The sequence below is a fragment of the Bacteroidota bacterium genome (assembly GCA_017303975.1).
GTDB lineage: Bacteria > Bacteroidota > Bacteroidia > JAFLBG01 > JAFLBG01 > JAFLBG01.
On record JAFLBG010000001.1, the window covers coordinates 52,231 to 75,143 of the forward strand.

Below are 22,913 nucleotides of genomic sequence, written 5' to 3' on the forward strand. Positions count from 1 at the left end.
GGCGACAAGTGACCAGAGAACAGGTTAAAACGTAATTTGCATAAAATTAATACCTTTGTAGTTCATATATGAGCGATAGCATAAAACACGAATGCGGAATAGTTCTTATTAGGCTATTAAAACCTTTACAATATTACTGCGACAAATACGGAACACCCTTGTATGCCCACAACAAGTTGTATTTGCTTATGCAAAAGCAACACAACAGAGGCCAAGACGGAGCCGGTGTTGCATCTATTAAGTTTGATTTACCCCCAGGGATGCAGTATGTAGATAGGTTTCGCTCTAATACCAGTTCTGCTATATCAGAAATTTTTTCATCTATCAACGAAAAATTTGAAGAGGCAAAAGAAAACAACGCAAGCGATTTTACAAACGCTGCATGGCTAAAAACAAATGTTCCTTTTTCGGGTGAACTTTTTCTTGGTCACTTGCGCTACGGAACATATGGTGGAAACAGTATTGAAAGTTGCCACCCGTTTTTACGACAAAATAATTGGAGAACCAGAAATTTAGTTGTTGCCGGAAATTTTAATTTAACCAACGTAGATGAGCTTTTCCAGCAGTTAATAGATTTGGGTCAGCACCCACGCGAAAAGGCAGATACCATTACTGTAATGGAAAAAATTGGTCATTTTCTAGACGAAGAAAATGATAGACTTTACAACGAGTTTAAAGACAAGGGTTATTCACAAGAAAAAATATCATCGTTAATTGCCGATACAATTAATGTTGAAACTATTTTGAAGAATGCTAGTAAAAAATGGGATGGTGGATATGCTATGGTTGGTTTAATTGGACATGGCGATGCATTTGTGTTTAGAGATCCGAACGGAATACGGCCTACGTTTTATTACCAAGACGAAGAAGTTGTAGTTGTTGCTTCCGAAAGACCTGCCATACAAACTGTTTTTAATGTGCCTATTGGAAGTGTTAAAGAGTTAACTCCCGGTTGCGCATTAATTATTAAGAAGAATGGCGATACAGCAGAAAAACAAATTATATCGCAAAAGGAAAAAAAATCTTGTTCGTTCGAACGTATTTATTTTTCAAGAGGAAACGACAAAGATATTTATACAGAAAGAAAAAAATTGGGTTACAACCTAACAGATAAAGTGCTTCGTGCTGTTGATGGGGACATAAAAAACACCGTTTTTTCCTATATACCAAACACCGCAGAAGTTGCTTTTCTTGGGCTAGTAGAGGGTGTTCAAAATCATTTAGATAAGCAAAACGCAGAAAAAATTGCAGCACTTAGTATAAACAATACACTAAGCGGAATTCAAGAGTTGTTATCTATAAAACCAAGAGTAGAAAAAATTGCCATTAAGGATGTAAAGCTTAGAACCTTTATTACACAAGATAATAAGCGCGATGACATGGTAGCGCACGTGTACGATACCACCTATGGATTGGTTAGAAATCATATTGATAATTTGGTTGTTTTGGACGATAGCATTGTGCGTGGAACTACCCTTAAACAAAGCATCATCAGAATTTTAGACAGGTTGCATCCAAAGAAAATAGTAATCGTTTCTTCCGCTCCTCAAATCCGTTATCCGGATTGTTATGGTATCGATATGGCCAGACTGGGCGACTTTATAGCTTTTCAAGCTGTTATAACATTGGTAAAAAAATCGGGTAAAGAAAATTTCTTACAAGAAGTGTATGCTTTTGCAAAACAGCAACAGCATTTGCCCAAAGAAGAAATTATAAATCCCATTCAAAAGATATACGATTTGTTTTCGTACGAAGAAGTAGGAAAGCAAATAGCAGAATTATTAAAACCTGTTGATTTAAAAGCAGAATTAGAAATTTGTTACCAAACCGTAGATGGTTTGCACGCTGCGTGCCCTAATCATACCGGAGATTGGTATTTTACCGGCAACTACCCTACTCCCGGAGGAAACAGGGTTGCCAACCTTTCGTTTATTTACTACATGGAAGGCAATAAAGCACGCGCCTACTAATTAGCAATTTTCCGCAATAAGTTTATCAATACTTTTTACTACAAGAAAAGAATCTTTACTACTAAGGGCGTTAATGTGTGTGTCAGTACAACCTATTTTCTCAAATAGATTCGTTGCTTTTATTTTTTCGAGTGCATTGTTTGAAAAAAGCCCGTGCGTTGTAATTGCTATAATTTTATTTGCACCGGCTTGCTTATAAGCCCTTGCTGCATTAATTAAAGAGCCTCCGGTTCTAATCATGTCATCATAAATTACAACTGTTTTGTTATTTACATCAGCATTTATTGAAAGCACCTCTGTCTCTGTTCCACTGATTCTTTTTTTACTTATAAAACCAATATCTACGCTCATATCAGTAGCTAGCGATTCTACCCACTTTGCTCTACCTGCATCTGTACTGGCAAGTACAAAATCTGTTCCGGCAAGTTCTTTGCAAAGTTCTATTATTAAGGGTTTGCAGTAAACATGAATGGGCTTAACTGTAGTTTCAAAATAATGCGGTAGTCCTTCGGTGTGTAAATCGAACAATATTATTTTGTTACCGTTGTTGCAGGCAGGAATAGAAGAAAGTAGCAGCGCTCTTGTTTTAGCTGTTACTACTTCTCCATACTTTATCGCTCTTTCCATGGTAGAATAGCCAAAGTAGGGAATAACAATAGTAAGTTCTGAACACCCATTTTGCGCTAGAGTACAGGCTAGGTCGTACAGTTCTAGTGTATCATTCTCGTTTATAGTGCCCCCAATTAAGACAACATTTCTTTTTTCTACAGGAGTTATTATTCTTTGGTAACGCTCTCCATCAGGAAACAAAGTTGTTTCAACCGTTCCGCAATCTGCTTTTGTTGATGCAACCAATTGGTCTCGTAAATAAGAGTAGTTTTTTGTAGAGAAAAATAGTTTGTTCATCAACACAAGTTATTAAATGGTTTTTTCTAATGCTTTCGGAGCTATTTTATAGTATTGTGCAGCACGATGGTTTACGTTTCTTTGTAGTTCTTTTAGCGGCTCTACAATTTTCTGGGAAATAATTTTTTTTCTGAAATTTCTTTTGTCGAATGTTTTATTGGATAGCACCTCTACCATATTTTGCATTTGAGAAATGGTAAACCGCTTGGGCAATATAGCTGCTAAAAACAAAACACTATTTACGCGTGTTTTAATTTTATCATAAGAATCTTTAATAATTATTTTGTGGTCAAAACCGAGCGTTGGAAGGTTTTTCAACGAGAACCATTTTTTATTTTCTGTGGAGATAGGTTCTATCTCCGGAATAATACATACGTAAGAAATAGAAACACTTCGCTCTTTTGGATTTCTTTTAACGCCTGCATAGGCAGCGAGTTGCGTTATATAAAAATTTTTTGCGCCTGTTTTTTCTTTTACTTCTTTTGATATTGTTTCTGTAGCGTCTTCTTTTAGTTTAAGAGGTGTTCCGATAATTGTCCAAAAATCTTTCGCTTCTTTTTTATTTAACAACACATAAAAATTGTTTTTATGATAAGTTAAGACAACACAATCAATAGTTACAAGTGCTCGTTCTTGTTTGTATGTATACTTTTTTGCCATAGTGTAAAATTTACGTAAAGGTAGTATTTTATAGGAAAAGAAGTTAAATCCAATCCAATTATGTCATTCTAGCTTTACGAGAAGTAGAATCCAAAACTTACCGCATAGACAGTAAATATATATTGATTAAGACTTCGGAAATCCTTGTATGAAAATAAAAACAAAGGAAACTAGTTATTGGTAGCGTATTTATTTAATGCAATATCTAAATAGGAATATGCATCAGGGGAGTGATCGTCTGTTTCTTTTCTTTTTGCTCTATCCCATCCTAGGCGCACCACGACTAGGTTTTCTGAAGGTACAACAAATACGTATTGTCCCAAAATTCCTCGTGCGTAAAAAATGTTCTTGGTTTTGTAATTCATAATCCACCAGGAATATCCATAGCAAGTGTTTTTTTCTCCACGTGTATTTACAAGATTGGCCGGCACAACCGATTCACTAGCATATTGCTCCGATACAATTTGTTTATCATTCCATTTGCCTTTATGTAAATACAGCAATCCAATACGAGAAAAGTCTCGTGCGTTAGAATTAAAACAACAATACGCTTTTTCGTTACCAGCATCGTCAATGTCCCACCAAGCGGTATTTTTGGCGTTAATAGGATTCCAAAGTTTTTGAGAGGCGTATTCATTCAAACTTAAGCCGGTCGCACTCTCCAAGATTATCCCCAACAGTTGGGTGTTACCACTTAAATAATTAAAAACCTTTCCGGGCTGCTCTGTAGCCTCATAACCAAGCGTAAGTTTGTTAATGTCCTTTCCGTAATATGCTTTTGCTGGATAAGCAAGTGGATTTTTGTAGTGCTCATCAAACCCAATTCCAGAGCTCATTGTAACCAAGTGCCGAATTGTAATTTGCTGCTTGACTCCAACTTTAAAACTCGGAATAAAATCAGCAACCGGTTGGTCGATATTTTTTATTTTACCTTCATTTATTGCAATACCAACAAGTATAGAAACAATTGTTTTTGCCATAGAAAACGAGTTGCTGCGAGAGTCTTCGCTGTATCCATCCCAATAATGTTCGTAAACCACCGAATCGTTCTTGATGACCAAAAAAGCTTCTGTTTTGTATTTCTCAATAATAGCAAGCTCTTCCGGAGTTAGTTCTTTTTTATTGTAAGACGATGAATTGGGCAATGCGCGATAATTTTTCGCAACTACATCTGTGTGTTTAAAGTACTTATGATCTTCAATACCAGGTCCGGTGCGGCCTTTAAGGTAGGTGTATGCAACTGCTCTATACACATGGTTGTTGTTGGTAAGCTGAATTAACAATGCTCCGCACAACAAAAACGATAATGTAATTAATACCCCTTTTTTTAACCTATTCATAAAGCGCTATTACTTCTATTGCTTGTACGGTGTTTTTTAAAAAAGGATACTATCCTAATGCCTTTTTTAAATCTTCTAATAAATCATCAATGTCTTCGATACCTACACTTAGTCGCAGTAATGAATCTACCACGCCCGATTTTTCTCTTTCTGCTTGTGGTATAGAGGCATGAGTCATAGTGGCTGGATGGCCAATCAAACTTTCTACTCCACCTAAAGATTCTGCTAATGAAAACACCTCAGTGCTCGATGTAATCTTGAATGCTTCGTCTTTTGAATTTCCTTTCAGCGTAAACGAAATCATACCACCAAAGTCTTTCATTTGTTTTTTTGCTATTGCATGGTTCGGATGGTCCGTAAATCCTGGCCAATACACCTTATCTACCTTGGGGTGTTGTTTCAAAAATTCGGCAACCTTTTTACCATTATAGCAATGGCGTTCCATGCGCACATGCAGTGTTTTTATTCCACGCAGTACTAAAAAACTATCCATTGGCCCCGGAGTTGCTCCACACGAGTTGTGTATAAACGCCAACTGCTCATATAGCTTATCATCATTTGTGCACGTTGCTCCCATTACTACATCGGAGTGTCCGCCTAAATATTTTGTTACGGAGTGCATAACAATGTCGGCACCTAGATTAAGCGGGTTTTGAAGGTAAGGAGAAGCAAAGGTGTTGTCAACAACCAAAATCAGATTATTTTTTTTTGCAATCTCTGAACAAGCCGCTATATCAATAATTTTCATGGTTGGGTTGGTTGGTGTTTCCACCCAAAGCATTTTTGTGTTATTGTTTATGTAAGAGTTTATATTGCTTGCATCGTGCATGTTTACATAATGAAATTTTATTCCAAAAGGTCTGAACACCTTTTCAAACATGCGATACGAGCCTCCATATAAATCATCGGCTGCAATTACCTCATCACCCGGGCGCAATAATTTTATGATGGCATCGGAAGCCCCCATTCCGCTTGAGAAACACAAGCCATATTTTGCATTTTCAAGAGAAGCAATACATTTTTCTAATGCACTTCGTGTTGGGTTTTTACCGCGTGCGTAGGCGTATCCTTTGTGCTGACCCGGACTTGGTTGTACATACGTAGATGTTTGGTAAATAGGAGTCATGATAGCTCCTGTTGTAGGATCTGGCTCTTGGCCTGCATGTATTGCTTTGGTTGCGAATTTCATAAAAAGGTGTTATTTATATAATTCAAAAATAATAGTTGAGTCTTCTTTTTCAATAAAATGTTTAATACTTAAAAAGTTAGCGTTTAAAGTACTTATAATGTTTTGTGTGGATGTGTTTCCGGTACGAAAAAAAATAATTTTTGGTGATTGTTTTTTAAGTATTGCTAAATCTATAAAGTCGGAGTCAAAAGTAACGATAGTATAATTATGTTGTTTCGCATAATACCAAATGTCAACATCTGATTTGTTTTCTAGGTATAATTCCTTTACCGAAGCGCTATTAGGAAATAGGCTCGAAATTGTTTTAACAACTCGAAAAGAAATGTTTTGATCAAACAGTAGCTTCATGACGCAATATGCAGCTTGTGCTCTTTATCAGCGGCAAAAGCTAAGCAAGCTCTTATCTTTTCCTCATCTAATTCTGGAAAGTCTTCTACTATTTGTTGGATGTTCATTCCGGATGCCATCCAACCCAATACATCATAAACTGCAATACGAGTATTAATAATGCAAGGTTTTCCGAATCGAATGGATGGAGTTATCGTTATATGATTATGGTAATTCACGGTATAAAAGTACTCAAAAATATAAGAAATGTCAAAGAGCTATCAGTTGCGTTGCTTTACTACATACAACGGTCTATTCCTAACGTTGGTGTTTATGCGTGATATATACTCTCCAATTATCCCCAAACAAATTAACTGAATGCTACCGATAAACAATATAGCAAACAACAACAATAAAGCAGATGATGGATGTTGATTTGTTTCTAACCAATTAAAAAAAAGATAACCCAATAACACTACCGATATTGTTAATAAGCACAAGCCTATATTAGAAGCTATTTTTAGTGGTGTGCTGGAAAAAGCCGTTATTCCATCAACAGCCATTGCCCACAATTTTTTGTACGTATAGGTTCCCTTTCCGGCATATCTGGGTTCTCTGTCAAACTCAACAAACGATTGGTTAAAACCAAGCCAAGCAATTTGTGCTCGTAGAAAGCGCTGCTGTTCGGGCATTTGTCTGAGCTGCTCAACAATACGTTTGTTTAGGATTCTAAAATCGCCTGTATCTATTGGTATTTCGAAAGGAATTATTTTTGAAAAAACTCTGTAAAAATATTTTGCAACTAGCTTTTTCAAAAAGCGCTCACCCTTTCTCTCTCTACGTTTTGCATACACTACATCAAAACCCTCATTTAATTTGTTATATAGCTCAGCTATTAATTCCGGTGGGTCTTGCAGGTCGGCATCTATTATAACCACCGAGTTTCCTAGTGCAGCATCAATGCCGGCAGATAACGCTATTTGATGTCCGAAATTTCTACTTAAATCAATGTACTTTACGTTGTTGTCAATAGACGCAAAGCGTTTAATGAGTTCTATCGACTTATCTTTACTACCATCATTCACAAACAGTAGCTCGTAATTCGAAGAGATTTTTTTTATACTTGCCGTAATACGAGTATAAGCTGCATCCAACACCAATTCTTCGTTGTGTACAGGAATAATGACTGAAATTTCTGGTTGCATTAAATGTATTTGTTAAAATAAAAGACGTTGTAATTTTCTTTTACTTAATTTGTAGTAATGTCTGCTAAAATAAAAATACTTTTTGTAGTCCTCTATTTTTCTATACTTTATTATTCGGGAAACATAGAGCTACTTAACCAACCACCGGTAGGCAGCCACACCTGGCGGCAAGCAGATTGTGCCTCGTTTGCAAAAATGTACTACGAGCACGGTATGAACTTTTTAGAACCCCGCGTACACAATTATTTGAGTAACGATGGGTATGCAGCCGGAGAATGCCCTTACTTGTACTACTTCATTGCTATACTCTATAAGCTTTTTGGGCAACATGATTTTATTTTTAGGGGAACAACCCTTTTTATTTTTTTTATTGGGTTGTACAATTTGTTTTTATTTACCTATCGGGTAACAAAAGATCAATTTGCAGCTCTGATTGTGCCGCTATTGCTTTATTCCATCCCGTACATTAATTTTTTTTCCGTTAGTTTTTTGCCCGATACTTCTGCGCTCAGCTTTACATTTGTTGGTTGGAATTTTTTATATAAATACCGGGAAACAGCTAAGAATAGAGACATTTGGATAGCAATGTTTTTTTTCTCACTCGGTATTTTATTAAAGGCAAATGCTGCGCTAAGCTTAATTGCTATTGCAGCGCTATTCTCTTTAGAAATGGTTGGCTGGGTTACGCTAAAAAAAGAGAACAGTTGGTTTAAAAGAATGGATGCAATACCCATATTATTCGCCTTCTTGCTGGCTGCGCTTTGGTACAGGTATGCTATATACTACAACCAAAGCCATTTTGTTTCTTTTTTAGGAACAAGCACTTGGCCCGGTTGGCCTATTTGGGAATCAGAACACGAAAATTTTTTTCATTCACTTAGAAGGTTGGTTCAGTTTACCAATATTTATTGGGGACCCGCACAATTCTTTTTATTTATCCTATTAAGCGTATATGTTTTTATAAACAATAAAGAGCTCTCTGTTTTTTTTAGGGGGGTGTATTTTCTTTTATTGATAGGTATTGCAGCCTTTGTATTTAATTTTTATGTAGGCGTAAGCGAGAATATTTATTACACCATCAACCTTACCATACTACCCGTGTTCACATCTATTTTTTCGTTTCATATATTTAAAAAAACCAACTCAAAAATATACGAGAGTATATTGTTTAAGGGGCTGGTATTAGCAGTGTTTGTTTACTTTGTTTATGACATGCCAAAGCAGTGGCAAAAGCACAACCAACAGCCTGCAAAATGGAATTCGGCACTGTTTTATGAGCCGGAGTTTTTGAAATTAGCCGACAGTGTATTGACTCCCAAAGACGCTAAAATTATTTGTATTCCGGATGTTACGCCAAACGCTACTCTTTACAATATGAACAGGCAAGGTTGGACATCGTTTACATTCAAATCTTTTACAAAACAAATTATTGCCAGCTGTGCCTTGAATGGAGCAAAATACATTATTGTTGATTCGGATAACCTGCAAAAAGATACAACACTGAAACATTCTCTAGGAAAAAAACTCGCTACGTATAAAAATGCATTTATTTACACCATAAATCCAATTAAAGGAAATAGAATAAAAACAAAAAGCAATGTTTATTTATTTTCAGATCCTGGTAAACAGAATAAAATAATTGCCGATAAAACTATTCCGGGATTATGGGAAACATTTTATATACATCAACTAGATAGCAACCACATTGCACTTGTTGATTATGGTGGAAACTATTGGTGTTCCGAACTAAACACAACAGAAAAGTTTATTACAGCATCCAAACAAAGAATTGCAGACTGGGAAACATTTGAAACCATAAACCACCCCGATGGATCTGTTTCCTTTAGAGCGGCAAACGGAAAATATTTATTGTTGCACCCGCAAACAAAAGAAATTAGAGCCACAAGCAAAACAATGAACGACTCAACTCTTTTTTTTATTGAATAGCTAAAAGATGCCTATGAAACCATCCTCCATAGCCATATTTATAGTTGTTATAGCTTGTGCAGTAATTGACATTAGTTTAAAAAACTGGCAAAAAGAGGAACGTGTTATAGAGCACGATATACATAGCTATTACGCATATCTTCCTGCCTATTTTATTTACGATGACATAGCGTTAAAAAAAAGCGACTATCGTTATGGCGACAATCAATACCGATTCTGGCCGGCATATACCGCAGAGGGCGAAAAAGTAATTAAAATGACCATGGGCACTGCCATGTTGTATTCGCCATTTTTCTTTGCCGGGCATTTGTATGCAAAAAATTCAACGTACGAGCCCAATGGATTCTCAGAGCCCTACAAAATAGCTCTTCTGCTAAGTGCATTGTTTTATTTGGGTTTGGGCTTATTGGTTACAAAAAAAATTTTAGAATTGTTTTGCTTTTCCGAAGCAGTAATCTCTCTTACCCTTTTGGTGTTGGGTTTGGGAACGGGCTTGTTGTGCTACTCCTCTCAATCTGCGCCAATGTCGCACGTATATAGTTTTTTTCTTTTTGCTGTTTTTATTTATTACAGTTGTAGGTGGCACGAAAATACATCTATAAAAAATGTGCTTATTATTGGTTTTTCGTTTGGTCTAATTTCTTTGGTAAGGCCATCTAATGGTGTGATTGCATTGTTTTTTATTCTATATAACGTAACAGATAGAAATTCGTTACTGCAAAAAATTAAACTGTTTAAAAATTTTTGGTGGCAGCTTGTTTTAATTATTGTTTGTACAGCAATTGTTTGGGTGCCCCAAATAGCTTACTGGAAAAGTGTTACGGGTGATTATTATTATTATGCATACGGAAACGAAACGTTTTATTGGTTGAAACCTAAATTTTTGGATGTATTGTTTAGTTACCAAAAAGGATGGTTAGTATATACACCACTTATGTTACTTGCTATTGGTGGTGTTTACTTTTTAAAGGATGAACTTAGAAAATTTAGATTAGGAATTATTCTTTTTCTTATTAGTAACACATACATCATTTCTTGTTGGTGGTGTTGGTGGTACGGGGGCTGTTTAGGTCAAAGAAGTTTTATTGAAAGTTATGCATTACTAGCAATACCATTAGCCGCAATTATTCATGTTATTCTCAAGCAAAAAAAGTATGTATCTATTTCTGCTGGTGTTGTTGTGGTGTTTTTTTGTTGGCTCAATATTTTTCAAACGTACCAGTTTGAGTTTAAATCGTTGCACCACGATGGAATGTCGAGGAAATTATATTTTAAGCAGTTTGGAAAGCTCGATAAAGTAGCCGATTTTGAACAGCATGTTCGTTGGCCCAATTACGAAGAAGCGCTTAAGGGAAATCGATAAACCAAGTATATTTTCAGAGATTAATTGTCTCTATCTCTCGAATTCCTTGCTGTTATTGGCAGAGGGTTGGAGCTAATTTGCTCTAGGTTTTTGCGAGATCTAAAAATATCACAAGCCAAATAAATCGCATTTCTAAAAGACTGTTCGTTTGCTTGATTCTTTCCTGCAATATCATATCCTGTACCGTGGTCGGGAGATGTTCTAACCACATCTAACCCTGCGGTATAATTAATGCCTGTGCTAAATGCTAGTGTTTTAAAGGGAATTAAGCCTTGGTCGTGGTACATAGCCAATACTGCATCAAACGAGCTGTGTGTGCCTTGACCAAAAAATCCGTCAGCCGAATAAGGGCCAAATACCATCAAGCCCTCTTGTCTTGCTTTTTCAATGGCGGGAATAATAGCTGTTTTTTCTTCGTCTCCAATTACTCCGTTATCTCCCGCATGCGGATTAAGCCCTAAAACCGCTATGCGTGGCTTACGCACACCAAAATCTTTTATGAGTGATTGATTCAGTAGTTTAATTTTTCTGTACACATTGTCGGTTGTAATGTGCTGTGCTACCTGTGCCACCGGAACATGCCCCGTAACCACCGCAACCCTCAGTTGTTCCGAAGCTAATATCATCAATGCGTTTCCGGAAAACTTTTTCTCCAGAAATTCGGTGTGCCCGGGAAACTTAAAATCGTTTGATTGTATGTTGTTCTTGTTAATTGGGGCTGTTACTAACACATCAATCTTTTTATTCAACAGTGCCACCGTTGCAGCATCTAGCGATTTAAACGCATACTTTCCTCCATTGGCTGTAGGTTTACCCAATTCCATCTCCACTTCTTCTTCGTAGCAACTTACGAGATTTATTTTTTTAAGATTTAACCTATCGGAATCTTTTACAATTTCGTAGGCCACATCATCAAAACCTGTTATTGTTTTTTTGTGGTAGGCAAATGTTTTTGCAGAGCTAAACAAAATGGGTGTACACACATCAAACATAGCTTGTTCTGCGAAGGTTTTAATAATTACCTCCAACCCTATACCATTAATATCTCCGTGTGATATGCCTACTTTTATTTTGTTATCTAAACTCATAGTCGTTCGAGCAAATTAAAAATTTATTAAATAGCTACTCCCAAAATCAACAAACGGACTAGATATTTCTAAAAAAATCAAACAAAAACCTAACTCCCACGCCTGTTCCACCTTTTGATTTGTAACCGTCTTTTGCGCTGATAAACGCAGGTCCGGCAATATCAAAATGCATCCATGGATAAGAAGTAAAATGATACAAAAACTTTCCTGCGGTAATAGCACCGGCACTAGGGCCGCCCACATTTTTAATATCTGCAATCTCTGATTTTATCAAATCGCCATATTCTTCCCAAAATGGGAACTCCGCCAAGCGTTCATACACATTATTTCCTGAGTCTTTTAGTTTTGTTTTTATTTTTTCATCCAACACACCCATACACACCATGCCCTGTGGACCAATAGCTGCCATTGCTGCACCGGTAAGGGTTGCAAAATCCAACACCAGTTCCGGATTGTATTTTTTTGCATACGAAAGAGCATCTGCCAATATCATTCGTCCTTCAGCATCTGCGTTCAACATTTCTACGTTTGTTCCATCGTACATAGTTATTACATCGCCCGGTGCATAGGCATTTCCTCCAGGGCGGTTGTCTGTGGCGGGAACTAGCGCTATCACATGAATAGGTAGTTTTGCTTTAGCTATGGCATATACCGCACACGAAACAGTTGCAGAGCCAGCCATATCACACTTCATCAAATCCATAGAATTTGCTGTTGGCTTTAAGGATAATCCGCCTGTATCGTACACCACACCCTTACCAACTAACACATACGGTTTTTTATTTTTTGCATTTTTAGGCTTCCACTCCATTATGGTAAACGTTGGGGGGTCTATACTTCCCTTGTTTACTGATAACAAGCCGCCCATCTTAAGCGATTGTATTTTCGATTTATTAAAAACCTCAACCTTACAACCCGACTCTTTCCCCATTTTTTCTATCTCCTTTGCCAACCCTACCGCGTTTAAGTGGCTTAGAGGCAAATTAACTAAATCTCGCGCTTTATAAGTTGCATCAAGAATAATAGACATAGTCTCTACCTCTTTATTGTCAAGTTTAGCATCAATTATATGTACAGATTTAAGTGTGTTTTGTTCTTTTTTCGCATCCTTTTTAAAACGGATAAACTGATATGAACCCAATACTAATCCCTCTGCAGCAGCAAAAGAATAAGTTGGATTGCTCGTTAAATTAAAAACAGTTATTTCTTTTATCTTATTGTCGTTTAGTACAGATGCTACTGTGCTTGCGTTTTTTCTGATTTTCTCAACAGAATTATATCCATTTACTTTTTCATCTATTTGTAAAAAAATAACGTAGTGACCGAGTTTATTGATAAAAACCAACCTTTTTTCATTATCAGCAATTCGTTGTTTTATATACAATTTTTGATCTGTAGTAAGTTGTATGTTAGACGGTATTGAATCAACCGATTTTGCAAGTATAAGTACAGACTCACCTTTGGCTGCTACTGTGGCTTTTTTTAGTGTTATCATAGAACTTTTGAACGGTATAAGTTGTTTTAATTGTTATTTTTGGTTTACAAACAAATGTAGGAATTTTATATGCAACGAGGGGGAAAACTTTAACAACAATATAGCGTATCCTTTTCTTTGTGTAATTTTGATTAAACGGGATTTCTATATACTAACAACCCTGTGCAATACATGACAGTAAATTCTCTTATTGATAAAGCGTTAAAAAAAGATTTTCTTTCTATTGAAGAAGGTGTTTTTTTATTTAAGAATGCTCCAACATCTTTGCTAATGCACGTTGGAAACGAGCTTAGAAAAGAAAAGAAAAAAGACGGAAAAGTTACTTGGATAATTGACAGAAACGTAAACACCACCAATGTTTGTACTGCTAATTGTAAGTTTTGTAATTTTTACCGCATTCCCGGACACGCAGAGGCTTACATTACAACTATAGAACAATACAAGCAAAAGATAGAAGAAACATTTAGGTACGGAGGAGAGCAGTTATTGTTGCAGGGCGGACACCACCCCGAATTGGGTCTGAAATTTTATGTCGATTTGTTTAAGGAGTTAAAACGACTTTATCCCAATTTGAAATTGCATTCATTGGGACCACCGGAAATAGCACATATTACAAAGCTCGAAAAATCAACACATACAGAAGTTTTAAAAGCCTTGAAGGAAGCGGGATTAGATTCTTTGCCGGGTGCAGGTGCCGAAATTTTAAACGATCGTGTTCGCAGATTGATTTCTAAAGGGAAATGTGGAGGAAAAGAATGGTTGGATGTGATGCGTGCTGCGCACCAATTAAATCTTACCACTTCTGCAACCATGATGTTTGGACACATTGAAACTATTGAAGAGCGATTTGAGCATTTGGTGTGGCTTAGAGAGGTGCAAAGCGAGAAACCAGCAAACGCAAAAGGTTTCCTTGCATTTATTCCGTGGCCGTTTCAAGATGATGGAACGCTGTTAAAAAGACACAAAGGAATTTCCAACAACGTAACAGGAGATGAATACATACGTATGATAGCCATGAGCAGAATTATGTTACCGAATGTGGAGAATATTCAGGCTTCCTGGCTAACGGTTGGAAAGGAAACAGCTCAACTTTGCCTTCATGCAGGAGCAAACGACTTTGGTTCTATTATGATTGAGGAAAATGTAGTTTCTGCAGCAGGAGCACCACATCGTTTTACGGCCAAGGGAATTCAACAAGCAATAAAAGAAGCCGGCTTTGAGCCTCAACTAAGAAATCAGCAATACGAATACCGAGATGTTCCGCAAACTATTGAGGAACAAGCCATTACATATTAGATAATTTATAATATGTTGATAAGCAATATATTATAAACAAGGTAGTTGTTTCAAATGGAAAGAATTCTACTCATTGGTGGAACAGGAATGCTTTTAGGTGCTACTACTTATTTTTGTTCGAAAAATAAGGAAGTTGTAGTTCTTGCGCGAAACAAACTTACAAGCAACAATCAGAGAATTACATTTCCCATAAAAAGTTTAGTGTGCGATTATCACCACACAGAAAAATTTATAAGTATAATTCAAGACGAGATTAAAGAAAAAGGCGCATTCGATACCATTGTGATTTGGATGCATAGTAGTGCAAAAAGTTCTCTTGTTTCACTTTTAAGTTTTATAGATGAGCGAATGCCAAAAACAATTATTTACCATATTAAAGGATCCAATTATTCTACATACAATGATTTATTGCAAGTAGGTTCTAAATTAATTTATCGAGAAATTATATTGGGAAGTCAAACAGAAAATGGGATAAAAAGGTGGCTTACAAATACTGAAATTTCGGACGGTGTAATAAACGCTTTAACAACGGAAGCGAATTGTTCTGTTGTTGGGTATTTAGAATAATCCTATAGTTATGTTCCACGTGAAACACAATCAATTAAAATAAACAGCAAAATGATTGCTCTTATAACTCTCCTCAATATTTGTCATTTATTTGGCGACTTCTCTCCCCTTTCTACATCAAAGATGTTACAGGCAAAAGAAAAAGGGACACCGTCTATTCCAATTTTCCTACATGCAAGTATTCATGGTTTGCTTATGTTGTCAGTTTTGGTTTTCTTTTGCAGTATTAAACTGGCAATTATACTTTGCTTATTTGAAATTGTAACCCACTTTTTAATAGATACCTGGAAAGGAAAAATGAATGTTTGGTTTCCTATTTTCTCCGATAATAAAAATAAATACCACTGGATGCTTTTTGGATTTGATCAGTTTTTGCATCAGCTGGTGATTGTTTCTATTGTACATCTTGCCTTTATAAATCAGCAACAGCTGTTTGAAGGGCATGTCCATTAAACTCTTACTAAGGGAACATATTTTAAACCAAATGAGGTGCCAATATTGTCATCTGGCTATAATAATCTTCCTTCTTTTTAATTGTTCCATGTGAAACAGTTTTTTCTGGGGTATTTTTAATACGCAGTTCTATTATTTATGAAGTTGCATTGTTGCCTTTATGTGTTATTACGACAATCCTTTTAGGAAGGCTTAACCTGAAGAATTTAATCCTAAGAAATATATAGAATTACAAGAACCTATTTTTAAACCAATAATGAAATGGAATACGTACTAATTTGTATCGTTGCTTTCTTGGCTTCCGTACTAACCCTATTTTCGGGATTTGGACTAGGAACAATTCTTGTTCCGGTTTTCGCTCTTTTCTTTCCAATCGATTTTTCGATTGTCTGTACAGCAATTGTTCATTTCTTAAACAATTTTTTCAAACTTCTTTTAGTAGGTGAACATGCCGATAGAAAAACTGTACTTCGCTTTGGAATACCTGCAATTATATTCTCATTTTTAGGAGCAATGTTGCTCTCTGGATTCTCTAATTTTGAACCAATAGCTACCTATCAAATAAGTAACAATGAATTTGAGGTAACTCCGGCAAAGTTAACGATCGGAATATTGGTGTTTTTATTTGCCCTTTTAGAAGTAATTCCCAAATACAGCTCACTCGCATTCGATAGAAAATACCTGTGTGTAGGAGGAATTCTAAGCGGCTTTTTTGGTGGATTATCCGGAAATCAAGGCGCGTTGAGAAGCGCCTTCCTAGTGAAAGCCAACCTTAGTAAAGAAGGTTTTATAGCAACAGGAGTTGTTATTGCTTGTTTGGTTGATCTGTCTAGACTAAGCGTTTATGCACAAAAAATTGTGTCTTTGCAAGGAGATTTGAATTACACCCTAATGATGCTCGCAACTATAAGCGCATTTATTGGCACGTATTTGGGCAATAAGTTTATTAAAAAAACAACGATTAATTTTCTAAAAAAGGTAGTTACAGTTATGTTGCTTCTATTTTCTGTGCTCTTGGCAACGGGTATTATTTAGAATCCAACACACCTAAAAATTGTTCCACGTGAAACGGTGGCTCTAAAACAAATCTGTCTGTTATCCTCTCGAATAATGTATTTGTACCAATCCGGATTCAAACTGTTTGGAATCTACAAGCTTTAAGTTTAATTCAGGCAACGGTTGTTGGAAAAGAGATATTCCGCTACCTAAAATAATTGGTATAATGGAGATGTAAAACTCATCTATCAAATTTTGCTTAAGAAGGATATTTACAATTTCGGCTCCTCCGTCAACAAATATATTTTTCCCATTCCTTTGTTTTAATTCGGAAATTAAATCAATAATATTTCCTGTGAAATATTCAATATTGTCAATTGCTGATTTAGGTGTTCGTGTAATAATAAAAAGTTTTTTATTAGGATGAGGGTTTTCAACACCCATTGAACAAACCTTATCATACGTTTTTCTACCCATAATTACGGTATCTACACTTTCAGTAAATTTTCCATAACCGTAGTCTTCCCCTTTTTTTTCTACCAAACTTAAAAAATCAAGGCTGTCGTTAGCACCGGCAATTAATCCATCTAAACTCATTGCTATGTAGAGAATAACTTTTCTTTCGGAGTACATAAACAGGTATTAATTTTTGAATTATGACCAATAAATAATTCTGACTTTATATAATTGTTGCACGTGGAACAGATGTGCACAATCTGCTTAAAATCAAATTATTATGTTTGTCGAAAAAGCGCCAATAATTTTATTATTGGCGCTTTTTATAAAATAAATGATGGGTATTAGCGGTTACCTACCTCCCATTAATATAGGCATCCAATTCAGAAATAGAAGCTTCAAAAGTAAATGCATCGTTTAGTTTATAGTAGTTTCCGGTATCGTAGGTATAAGCATAGGCAAACTTTGCAAAATCTAATCGTGTTTGCTCAAAATTAAACAACAACATAATTTCTTTTACTTGTGATGCAACCAAACAGTTAGATTGAATAATTTGTTTTGCCATTGTAAACTTACTATCCTCAAAATTTTTTGATGAAATAGATTGCTTTGCAGAAGCAAAATCTTCGCGGCTCATTGGTCTTGGACAACCAACCGGTCCGTTGTAACCATCTACGTAAACAATTGTAGTTGTTTGAGACGTAGTTGTGGTTGAAGATTGTTGAACAGGAGCGCCCATTCCATCGTTAATGTTTATATTCATAGAAACATTAACACCATCTGTACTTGTATTGGAATTAACTCCGGAAGAGCTTCTTGTGTTGGATTTTGTTGTTGTTGATTGCGAATAGGTAGTTGTTTGTGTGGTAGAAACTGCTGTTTTTTGCACAGGTGCAGCTTGTTGCTGAGGCTGTTGTGGAGGAGTTGCCGGCATTAAATCCTTATCAGACAACCATCTTACAACATATTTGCTTTCTTCTGCACGAATTTCTTCTTTCTTTTTTTCGGTTTCGGAAATTGGTTTGTCTTTAAAGTTCTGACCAATTATTTTTACTCTTTTTTCGGCATCACTAATTTTTCTTTTTTTAACCGAATAGGTTATTTCCTTTCCTGGTCTTACATCTATTTTATCTTTTAGTTCACCTAACGCAGGATCTTCAAAAACCACGCGAATTTGGTAAATCAAGGGATCAAGGTTGTCAATTTTAAAATTGCTTAACGGAGCGGCTGAATAGCTTTGTCCGTTTACAAAAAGAGAGAATTTTTCTCCGTTTTCGGAAAAAACAACGATGTTGCTCTTTTGAGCGATTAATTGACTAAGGGATGTACCCGCAAATAGTAATAGAAATAAATATTTTTTCATTTTTGATTGATTTTTTTCAAAGATATGAAAACAAATAATGTGCCAAAAAAATCAATTAGTCGATAGTTTTTGTTTGATTAGCAAAAAACAAAAAAAAGACGCAGGCTGCAAAAAGAAAAAAAGCTCCCGTTTGGTGCAACACGCCCAACACAACCGGAACAGAATACAGAATTGTAAGAACACCCAACACAAATTGAATGGAAACAATTGTCAACAGGGCGTTAGCGGCTTTTTTTATTGAATCGCCCGTAAAGTCAGGTTTACGTGTTTGTGCCCAAATTACCAACACTACAATAAAAACCACATAAGCCAAATATCTATGTACAAACTGAACTCCGGCAATTCCTTCTAAAAAGTTTATATAAAAAGGTTGTAAATAAGTTACTCCTTCCGCAATCCAACTATTGCCCATTTTTGGAAACGTAGGATAATAATATCCGGCTTTTAATCCAGCCACAAATGCGCCATATACAATTTGCAACGAAACAATAAGCAACAGCAAAACAGATAAACGGAAAAGTTTTTTTTGCGGAGTACCTGTCTCTGACTTAGGGTAGATATAGCCCAAGGCCACCCAAAACGTAACACCAAATACAGTAAACGCACTTATTAAATGTGCTGCCAGTCTATAATGGCTTACATAAGGATTTTTAGATAGCCCGCTTTTAACCATGTACCAGCCCAACACCCCTTGAAAAGCGCCAAGTAAAAGCAACACCAAAAATTTAGAAAAATCGCTTGTATTTATTTTTTTTCTCCACAAAAAATAGAGTAGTGGTATAATAAACACAACCCCAATAAGCCTACCAATAAAGCGATGTATGTATTCCCACCAAAATATAGATTTAAAATCTTCTCTGGTAAAATCGTAATTCAATTCTTTGAACTCAGGCGATTGTTTGTATTTATCAAACAGTACATCCCAATCTCCATCGGTACTTGGGGGTAGTGTTCCCAGCAACATATTCCATTCCACCATAGACAACCCGGAATGTGTAAGACGTGTTATTCCTCCCACCACAACCATTACATATATCAATATGCAGCCTGTTAAAAGCCATGTTATGATTGGTTTGTTGGCTGCTGTCATACTAATTAAGATTTTAGCATTGTATCAAAACTAATACCCATGATTTGCTCTATTATCAATAAACGCAACAACGGAAATTTTGTTCGATTTTATTTTATATACAACTGAAGTTTGTTTTCCAACTACACACCTTCTATGTTTTGATTTATTTGACGGGGGGCACAACTGATTGTTTAGTGCGATTGAATTTAATAGCGAAAAAACAGCTTTTTCAAATTTCACCGCCTCTTTAAATGTCCAGTTTTCAAGTATATACTGTACAGTTTTTAAATAGGTTTGTTGAGCTTTTTTCGACCAAACAACTTCCATTTATTTTCTGTACTTGTTAATCAGTTTTTTAGATTGTAGTGCTACCTGGGCATTAGAAACAACATTGCCCGCTTCTATCTGTTCGTCCCCTTCTTCTATAATCGCTTTTTCGTTATCTGTGATAGTATCCCACCAATCCCCTTTTTCTACACCAATTTTTTTTGCAATAGAATTATATATTTTCTGCAATAGCGTTTTGTCGTTTGTACTATCAATTAATCGGTATAGTTGGATTTTTATTTCTGCAGAGCTCATGTGTGCTAACTTTGTAATACAAATGTACTTCAAAAAAAGAAAATGAGAAAACATAGCTCATTATTCACATCGAGATGAAGCTATAAACTTTTCCCCCCCCCCGAAAGATTTATAAACATCGTTATTTGAAACGAATAAAAAAACAGCTGGTTAATCTTTAAAAAATTATAGTCTGGGGCGCAATTTATTACACCCCCAAAAGGGTGTTTCTTTCCCTAAATTTTTGTTTCTTTGCCTTATACAATGCAACAAAAAACTCTTTCTATATTGATTCCAGCCTACAACGAGGCGCGCACAATACACTTAATTTTAAACAAAGTGAAAGCTGTTGTGTTGCCCGATGGAATTCAAAAAGAAATACTAATTGTAAACGATTGCTCTAAAGACAACACCCAACAAGTTGTTGAAGAGTATATAAAAAGCAATGCCGAAATAAAAATTTCTTTGTACAATCAACCATTTAATCAAGGGAAAGGTGCTGCTATACACAAGGGAATTGAATTGGCAAAGGGCGATTACATTATTGTTCAGGATGCCGATTTGGAGTACGACCCCAATGAATACAATATATTGCTAAAACCTATTTTAGATGGTTTTGCGGATGTGGTATTTGGTTCGCGCTTTATGGGCGGAAAGCCACACAGAATATTGTTTTTTTGGCATTCGATTGGAAATAAGTTTTTAACTTTTTTGTCGAACATGTTTACCAATTTGAATTTGACAGATATGGAAACATGTTACAAATTGTTTAAGGCCGACATCTTAAAGAATATTTCTCTAACCGAAAAAAGATTTGGATTTGAGCCTGAAGTAACCGCAAAAACAGCAAGAATAAAAGGGGTGCGAATTTACGAAGTTGGTATTTCTTATTATGGACGAACGTACGAAGAGGGAAAAAAAATTGGTTGGAAAGATGGGGTTAGAGCTATTTATTGTATTTTAAAATACGGTCTCTTTGGGGCCAAATAGTTTTTTCTGTGAAAAAAATTATACTCGTACTTGTTTTAATTGGCGCGCTTCTTAGCGTCTTTTATTTTCAAAAGAAAGAAATTGTACCACAAAAAAATCCCCTGTTTGTATCCATTGGAAAAACCGGATTCGAATTAAAGAATCAACCCTTTTTTCCTGTTATACTAAACTACATTGTTAGCTCGCAAACAGACGGAAACGATATTTGGCCTGCACCATCGGGCAGTTACAAAAGCGATAGTATTTCGGGTGTTTTGTCGAAAGAGCGTTCGCTAAAACAGCTGGATGCCGATTTTAATCTGATAAAAGAATTAGGTTTTAACACCGTTAGAATAGTTGGTATTGGCGAGGTTTCGGTAAACGAAAAAAACAATAAAGACCTAACATTTCAGTCGTACAGAGGAAATGGCAAAGACACAACCCTTATTCTTGCTACAGAAGATACCTACCAAAAATACACAGCAGCATTGGAGTTATTATTTAATACAGCAGAAAAGAATGGATTGAAAATTATTTTTTTGCTTCGCAATCGTCCAGAAAGCCCTGTTAGCGAAGAACACATGGTTACGCTTGCCGAAAAGTTTAAAGAGAACACTACAATTTTTGCGTACGATTTATTTAACGAACCATTGTACTTTGACAAATACGGGCGAAAAAAAAGACATGTATATTACACCACCAAACGATGGAACGAATTATTTAAAAAAGCATCACCCTATCAGCTTACTACTATTGGATTAGAAGGCATACGAGAGGTTTTTGCGTGGGATCCTAATTTAATTGAAGTTGATTTTTTGTCGCTACACCCTTATGAATACGAGCCGGAACAAGTTAGAAACGAAACATACTGGTACGGAAGATACATTAAAAAACCTTGGATAATAGGAGAAACAGCAATTCCGGCCGATAACGATTCGGTAACGTATGAGGAACAGCAATTGTTTGCGAGAAAAACGATTAAGCAAAGTGTACATTGCGGAGCATGGGGCTATTCGTGGTGGCAATACAAAGATGTAGAGTGGGGGCGGTTTCATCCTAATTTCATGGGGATTGTAAATCAAACGGGGTACACAACTACCGCTAACGGAAAAACAATTTTAGGCACCGTTAAACCTGTTGCAAAGGAATTTTTATCTTTAAACACCAATGCAACTAAAGACAGTTGTGTGTGTCTTCAAAATTACTATGATTATTCGCAGAACAAGGCATTTAAACTAAAGGGAGTTTTGTTGGATAAGAACAACAAGCCCATTGAGGGTGGTGTAGTTTTAGCTTGGAATCAATGGTGGGACCATTCGTACCACACCATTACAAAACCGGATGGTAGTTTTGAAATAACAAGCCATTATCCTTTTTATCACTGGAAAGCCTCTGCAACAGAATATACATTTCAATTGGGAGATATAGATCCCCAAACAGCAAAAAAAGATAAAGATGGTATTCCAACTATTGATTTGGGAACACTACACGTTAAGAAACACACCACTTTCAACCTGTATTCATGGGGGATAGGGGAGGAGTTTTCGCAATAAAATTTTTTAAAACGATTTTTTATAGTACAGATCTAAACACCCCAGTTGGCTTAACTTAGTAATGTTGTGGCTATGATAGATGCGAGTTTGTGACATAGCTGGGAGTTTGGGCTGTTATAAATTACCGCAATTATTGT

23 protein-coding genes are annotated in these 22,913 nt (G+C 36.0%); 9 read left to right on the plus strand and 14 right to left on the minus strand.

All coding sequences use genetic code 11. The features are described from left to right. Positions 1-68: 68 nt before the first annotated feature. On the plus strand, positions 69-1,970 hold the full coding sequence (locus J0M08_00280) for an amidophosphoribosyltransferase (protein ID MBN8701477.1): 1,902 nt from the start codon (positions 69-71) through the stop codon (positions 1,968-1,970). Here the strand turns inward: J0M08_00280 and J0M08_00285 are convergent, their stop codons facing one another. The 7 genes from J0M08_00285 to J0M08_00315 all read right to left on the minus strand — a co-directional run bounded on the left by J0M08_00285 (position 1,971) and on the right by J0M08_00315 (position 7,597). Then, positions 1,971-2,876, minus strand: a complete 906-nt coding sequence (locus J0M08_00285; GenBank protein ID MBN8701478.1) for a ribose-phosphate pyrophosphokinase — start codon at positions 2,874-2,876, stop codon at positions 1,971-1,973. 12 nt (positions 2,877-2,888) lie between these two features. Beyond that, positions 2,889-3,536 (minus strand): NUDIX hydrolase, encoded by a 648-nt coding sequence (locus J0M08_00290; GenBank protein MBN8701479.1) that lies wholly within the window; start codon positions 3,534-3,536, stop codon positions 2,889-2,891. Between the two features lie 170 nt (positions 3,537-3,706). Continuing rightward, positions 3,707-4,876, minus strand: coding sequence for a serine hydrolase (locus J0M08_00295; GenBank protein MBN8701480.1), 1,170 nt, complete (start codon positions 4,874-4,876; stop codon positions 3,707-3,709). Positions 4,877-4,925: 49 nt separating this feature from the next. Continuing rightward, a complete protein-coding gene (locus tag J0M08_00300; protein MBN8701481.1) occupies positions 4,926-6,065 on the minus strand; it encodes a cystathionine gamma-synthase in 1,140 nt (379 codons plus the stop codon). Positions 6,066-6,074: 9 nt separating this feature from the next. Beyond that, positions 6,075-6,413 carry a DUF5615 family PIN-like protein gene (locus tag J0M08_00305; protein MBN8701482.1) on the minus strand — a complete coding sequence of 113 codons (339 nt, stop codon included), beginning with the start codon at positions 6,411-6,413 and terminating at the stop codon, positions 6,075-6,077. Continuing rightward, positions 6,410-6,631, minus strand: a complete 222-nt coding sequence (locus J0M08_00310) for a DUF433 domain-containing protein (protein ID MBN8701483.1) — start codon at positions 6,629-6,631, stop codon at positions 6,410-6,412. Before J0M08_00310 ends, J0M08_00305 begins: the two co-directional genes overlap by 4 nt. Positions 6,632-6,673: 42 nt before the next feature. Continuing rightward, a complete protein-coding gene (locus tag J0M08_00315; protein MBN8701484.1) occupies positions 6,674-7,597 on the minus strand; it encodes a glycosyltransferase family 2 protein in 924 nt (307 codons plus the stop codon). A gap of 57 nt (positions 7,598-7,654) precedes the next feature. Here J0M08_00315 and J0M08_00320 point away from each other — a divergent pair, with 57 nt between their 5' ends. Both J0M08_00320 and J0M08_00325 read left to right on the plus strand, forming a co-directional pair. Further along, positions 7,655-9,544 carry a glycosyltransferase family 39 protein gene (locus J0M08_00320; GenBank protein MBN8701485.1) on the plus strand — a complete coding sequence of 630 codons (1,890 nt, stop codon included), beginning with the start codon at positions 7,655-7,657 and terminating at the stop codon, positions 9,542-9,544. Positions 9,545-9,557: 13 nt separating this feature from the next. Then, entirely contained in the window at positions 9,558-10,907 is a 1,350-nt protein-coding gene (locus J0M08_00325; protein ID MBN8701486.1) for a hypothetical protein, read from the plus strand. Between the two features lie 20 nt (positions 10,908-10,927). Here the strand turns inward: J0M08_00325 and pdxA are convergent, their stop codons facing one another. Together pdxA and J0M08_00335 are read right to left on the minus strand one after the other, a co-directional pair. Beyond that, a complete protein-coding gene (gene pdxA / locus J0M08_00330) occupies positions 10,928-11,995 on the minus strand; it encodes a 4-hydroxythreonine-4-phosphate dehydrogenase PdxA (GenBank protein MBN8701487.1) in 1,068 nt (355 codons plus the stop codon). Positions 11,996-12,053: 58 nt separating this feature from the next. After that, positions 12,054-13,490, minus strand: coding sequence for a leucyl aminopeptidase family protein (locus J0M08_00335; protein MBN8701488.1), 1,437 nt, complete (start codon positions 13,488-13,490; stop codon positions 12,054-12,056). A 171-nt stretch (positions 13,491-13,661) separates the two neighbouring features. Here J0M08_00335 and mqnC point away from each other — a divergent pair, with 171 nt between their 5' ends. The 4 genes from mqnC (at position 13,662) to J0M08_00355 (ending at position 16,841) form a co-directional block, all read left to right on the plus strand. Further along, on the plus strand, positions 13,662-14,786 hold the full coding sequence (gene mqnC / locus J0M08_00340) for a dehypoxanthine futalosine cyclase (GenBank protein ID MBN8701489.1): 1,125 nt from the start codon (positions 13,662-13,664) through the stop codon (positions 14,784-14,786). A 54-nt stretch (positions 14,787-14,840) separates the two neighbouring features. Continuing rightward, a complete protein-coding gene (locus J0M08_00345; GenBank protein ID MBN8701490.1) occupies positions 14,841-15,353 on the plus strand; it encodes a hypothetical protein in 513 nt (170 codons plus the stop codon). 51 nt (positions 15,354-15,404) lie between these two features. Further along, a complete protein-coding gene (locus J0M08_00350; protein MBN8701491.1) occupies positions 15,405-15,806 on the plus strand; it encodes a DUF3307 domain-containing protein in 402 nt (133 codons plus the stop codon). Positions 15,807-16,067: 261 nt separating this feature from the next. Then, complete coding sequence (locus tag J0M08_00355; GenBank protein MBN8701492.1) at positions 16,068-16,841, plus strand: sulfite exporter TauE/SafE family protein; 774 nt, start codon at positions 16,068-16,070, stop codon at positions 16,839-16,841. A 60-nt stretch (positions 16,842-16,901) separates the two neighbouring features. On the opposite strand, the gene J0M08_00360 is transcribed toward J0M08_00355, so the two are convergent. The 5 genes from J0M08_00360 to J0M08_00380 form a co-directional block, all read right to left on the minus strand. Continuing rightward, positions 16,902-17,435, minus strand: a complete 534-nt coding sequence (locus J0M08_00360) for a dihydrofolate reductase (GenBank protein MBN8701493.1) — start codon at positions 17,433-17,435, stop codon at positions 16,902-16,904. Positions 17,436-17,613: 178 nt separating this feature from the next. Next, positions 17,614-18,621 (minus strand): DUF4476 domain-containing protein, encoded by a 1,008-nt coding sequence (locus J0M08_00365; protein MBN8701494.1) that lies wholly within the window; start codon positions 18,619-18,621, stop codon positions 17,614-17,616. Positions 18,622-18,676: 55 nt separating this feature from the next. After that, entirely contained in the window at positions 18,677-19,711 is a 1,035-nt protein-coding gene (locus J0M08_00370) for a COX15/CtaA family protein (GenBank protein MBN8701495.1), read from the minus strand. 30 nt (positions 19,712-19,741) lie between these two features. Beyond that, on the minus strand, positions 19,742-20,020 hold the full coding sequence (locus J0M08_00375; GenBank protein ID MBN8701496.1) for a type II toxin-antitoxin system RelE/ParE family toxin: 279 nt from the start codon (positions 20,018-20,020) through the stop codon (positions 19,742-19,744). Next, complete coding sequence (locus J0M08_00380) at positions 20,021-20,275, minus strand: hypothetical protein (protein MBN8701497.1); 255 nt, start codon at positions 20,273-20,275, stop codon at positions 20,021-20,023. It lies immediately after the preceding gene. A 243-nt stretch (positions 20,276-20,518) separates the two neighbouring features. On the opposite strand from J0M08_00380, the gene J0M08_00385 reads away from it, so the two are divergent. Together J0M08_00385 and J0M08_00390 are read left to right on the plus strand one after the other, a co-directional pair. Continuing rightward, the gene (locus J0M08_00385) at positions 20,519-21,244 is read left to right on the plus strand and encodes a glycosyltransferase family 2 protein (protein ID MBN8701498.1); all 726 of its coding nucleotides are present in this window, start codon (positions 20,519-20,521) and stop codon (positions 21,242-21,244) included. Between the two features lie 8 nt (positions 21,245-21,252). Next, positions 21,253-22,776 carry a hypothetical protein gene (locus J0M08_00390; GenBank protein MBN8701499.1) on the plus strand — a complete coding sequence of 508 codons (1,524 nt, stop codon included), beginning with the start codon at positions 21,253-21,255 and terminating at the stop codon, positions 22,774-22,776. Positions 22,777-22,913: the final 137 nt, after the last annotated feature.

Excerpts from the sequence above, each read along its gene's own strand:
- J0M08_00290 (MBN8701479.1), bottom strand. The coding sequence starts at position 3,536 with ATGGCAAAAAAGTATACATACAAACAAGAACGAGCACTTGTAACTATT.
- mqnC (MBN8701489.1), top strand. The coding sequence starts at position 13,662 with ATGACAGTAAATTCTCTTATTGATAAAGCGTTAAAAAAAGATTTTCTT.
- J0M08_00370 (MBN8701495.1), bottom strand. The coding sequence starts at position 19,711 with ATGACAGCAGCCAACAAACCAATCATAACATGGCTTTTAACAGGCTGC.
- J0M08_00385 (MBN8701498.1), top strand. The coding sequence starts at position 20,519 with ATGCAACAAAAAACTCTTTCTATATTGATTCCAGCCTACAACGAGGCG.
- J0M08_00365 (MBN8701494.1), bottom strand. The coding sequence starts at position 18,621 with ATGAAAAAATATTTATTTCTATTACTATTTGCGGGTACATCCCTTAGT.
- J0M08_00375 (MBN8701496.1), bottom strand. The coding sequence starts at position 20,020 with ATGGAAGTTGTTTGGTCGAAAAAAGCTCAACAAACCTATTTAAAAACT.
- J0M08_00360 (MBN8701493.1), bottom strand. The coding sequence starts at position 17,435 with ATGTACTCCGAAAGAAAAGTTATTCTCTACATAGCAATGAGTTTAGAT.
- J0M08_00350 (MBN8701491.1), top strand. The coding sequence starts at position 15,405 with ATGATTGCTCTTATAACTCTCCTCAATATTTGTCATTTATTTGGCGAC.
- J0M08_00335 (MBN8701488.1), bottom strand. The coding sequence starts at position 13,490 with ATGATAACACTAAAAAAAGCCACAGTAGCAGCCAAAGGTGAGTCTGTA.
- J0M08_00295 (MBN8701480.1), bottom strand. The coding sequence starts at position 4,876 with ATGAATAGGTTAAAAAAAGGGGTATTAATTACATTATCGTTTTTGTTG.
- J0M08_00380 (MBN8701497.1), bottom strand. The coding sequence starts at position 20,275 with ATGAGCTCTGCAGAAATAAAAATCCAACTATACCGATTAATTGATAGT.
- J0M08_00320 (MBN8701485.1), top strand. The coding sequence starts at position 7,655 with ATGTCTGCTAAAATAAAAATACTTTTTGTAGTCCTCTATTTTTCTATA.
- J0M08_00280 (MBN8701477.1), top strand. The coding sequence starts at position 69 with ATGAGCGATAGCATAAAACACGAATGCGGAATAGTTCTTATTAGGCTA.
- J0M08_00305 (MBN8701482.1), bottom strand. The coding sequence starts at position 6,413 with ATGAAGCTACTGTTTGATCAAAACATTTCTTTTCGAGTTGTTAAAACA.
- J0M08_00300 (MBN8701481.1), bottom strand. The coding sequence starts at position 6,065 with ATGAAATTCGCAACCAAAGCAATACATGCAGGCCAAGAGCCAGATCCT.
- J0M08_00345 (MBN8701490.1), top strand. The coding sequence starts at position 14,841 with ATGGAAAGAATTCTACTCATTGGTGGAACAGGAATGCTTTTAGGTGCT.
- J0M08_00325 (MBN8701486.1), top strand. The coding sequence starts at position 9,558 with ATGAAACCATCCTCCATAGCCATATTTATAGTTGTTATAGCTTGTGCA.
- pdxA (MBN8701487.1), bottom strand. The coding sequence starts at position 11,995 with ATGAGTTTAGATAACAAAATAAAAGTAGGCATATCACACGGAGATATT.
- J0M08_00285 (MBN8701478.1), bottom strand. The coding sequence starts at position 2,876 with ATGAACAAACTATTTTTCTCTACAAAAAACTACTCTTATTTACGAGAC.
- J0M08_00315 (MBN8701484.1), bottom strand. The coding sequence starts at position 7,597 with ATGCAACCAGAAATTTCAGTCATTATTCCTGTACACAACGAAGAATTG.
- J0M08_00355 (MBN8701492.1), top strand. The coding sequence starts at position 16,068 with ATGGAATACGTACTAATTTGTATCGTTGCTTTCTTGGCTTCCGTACTA.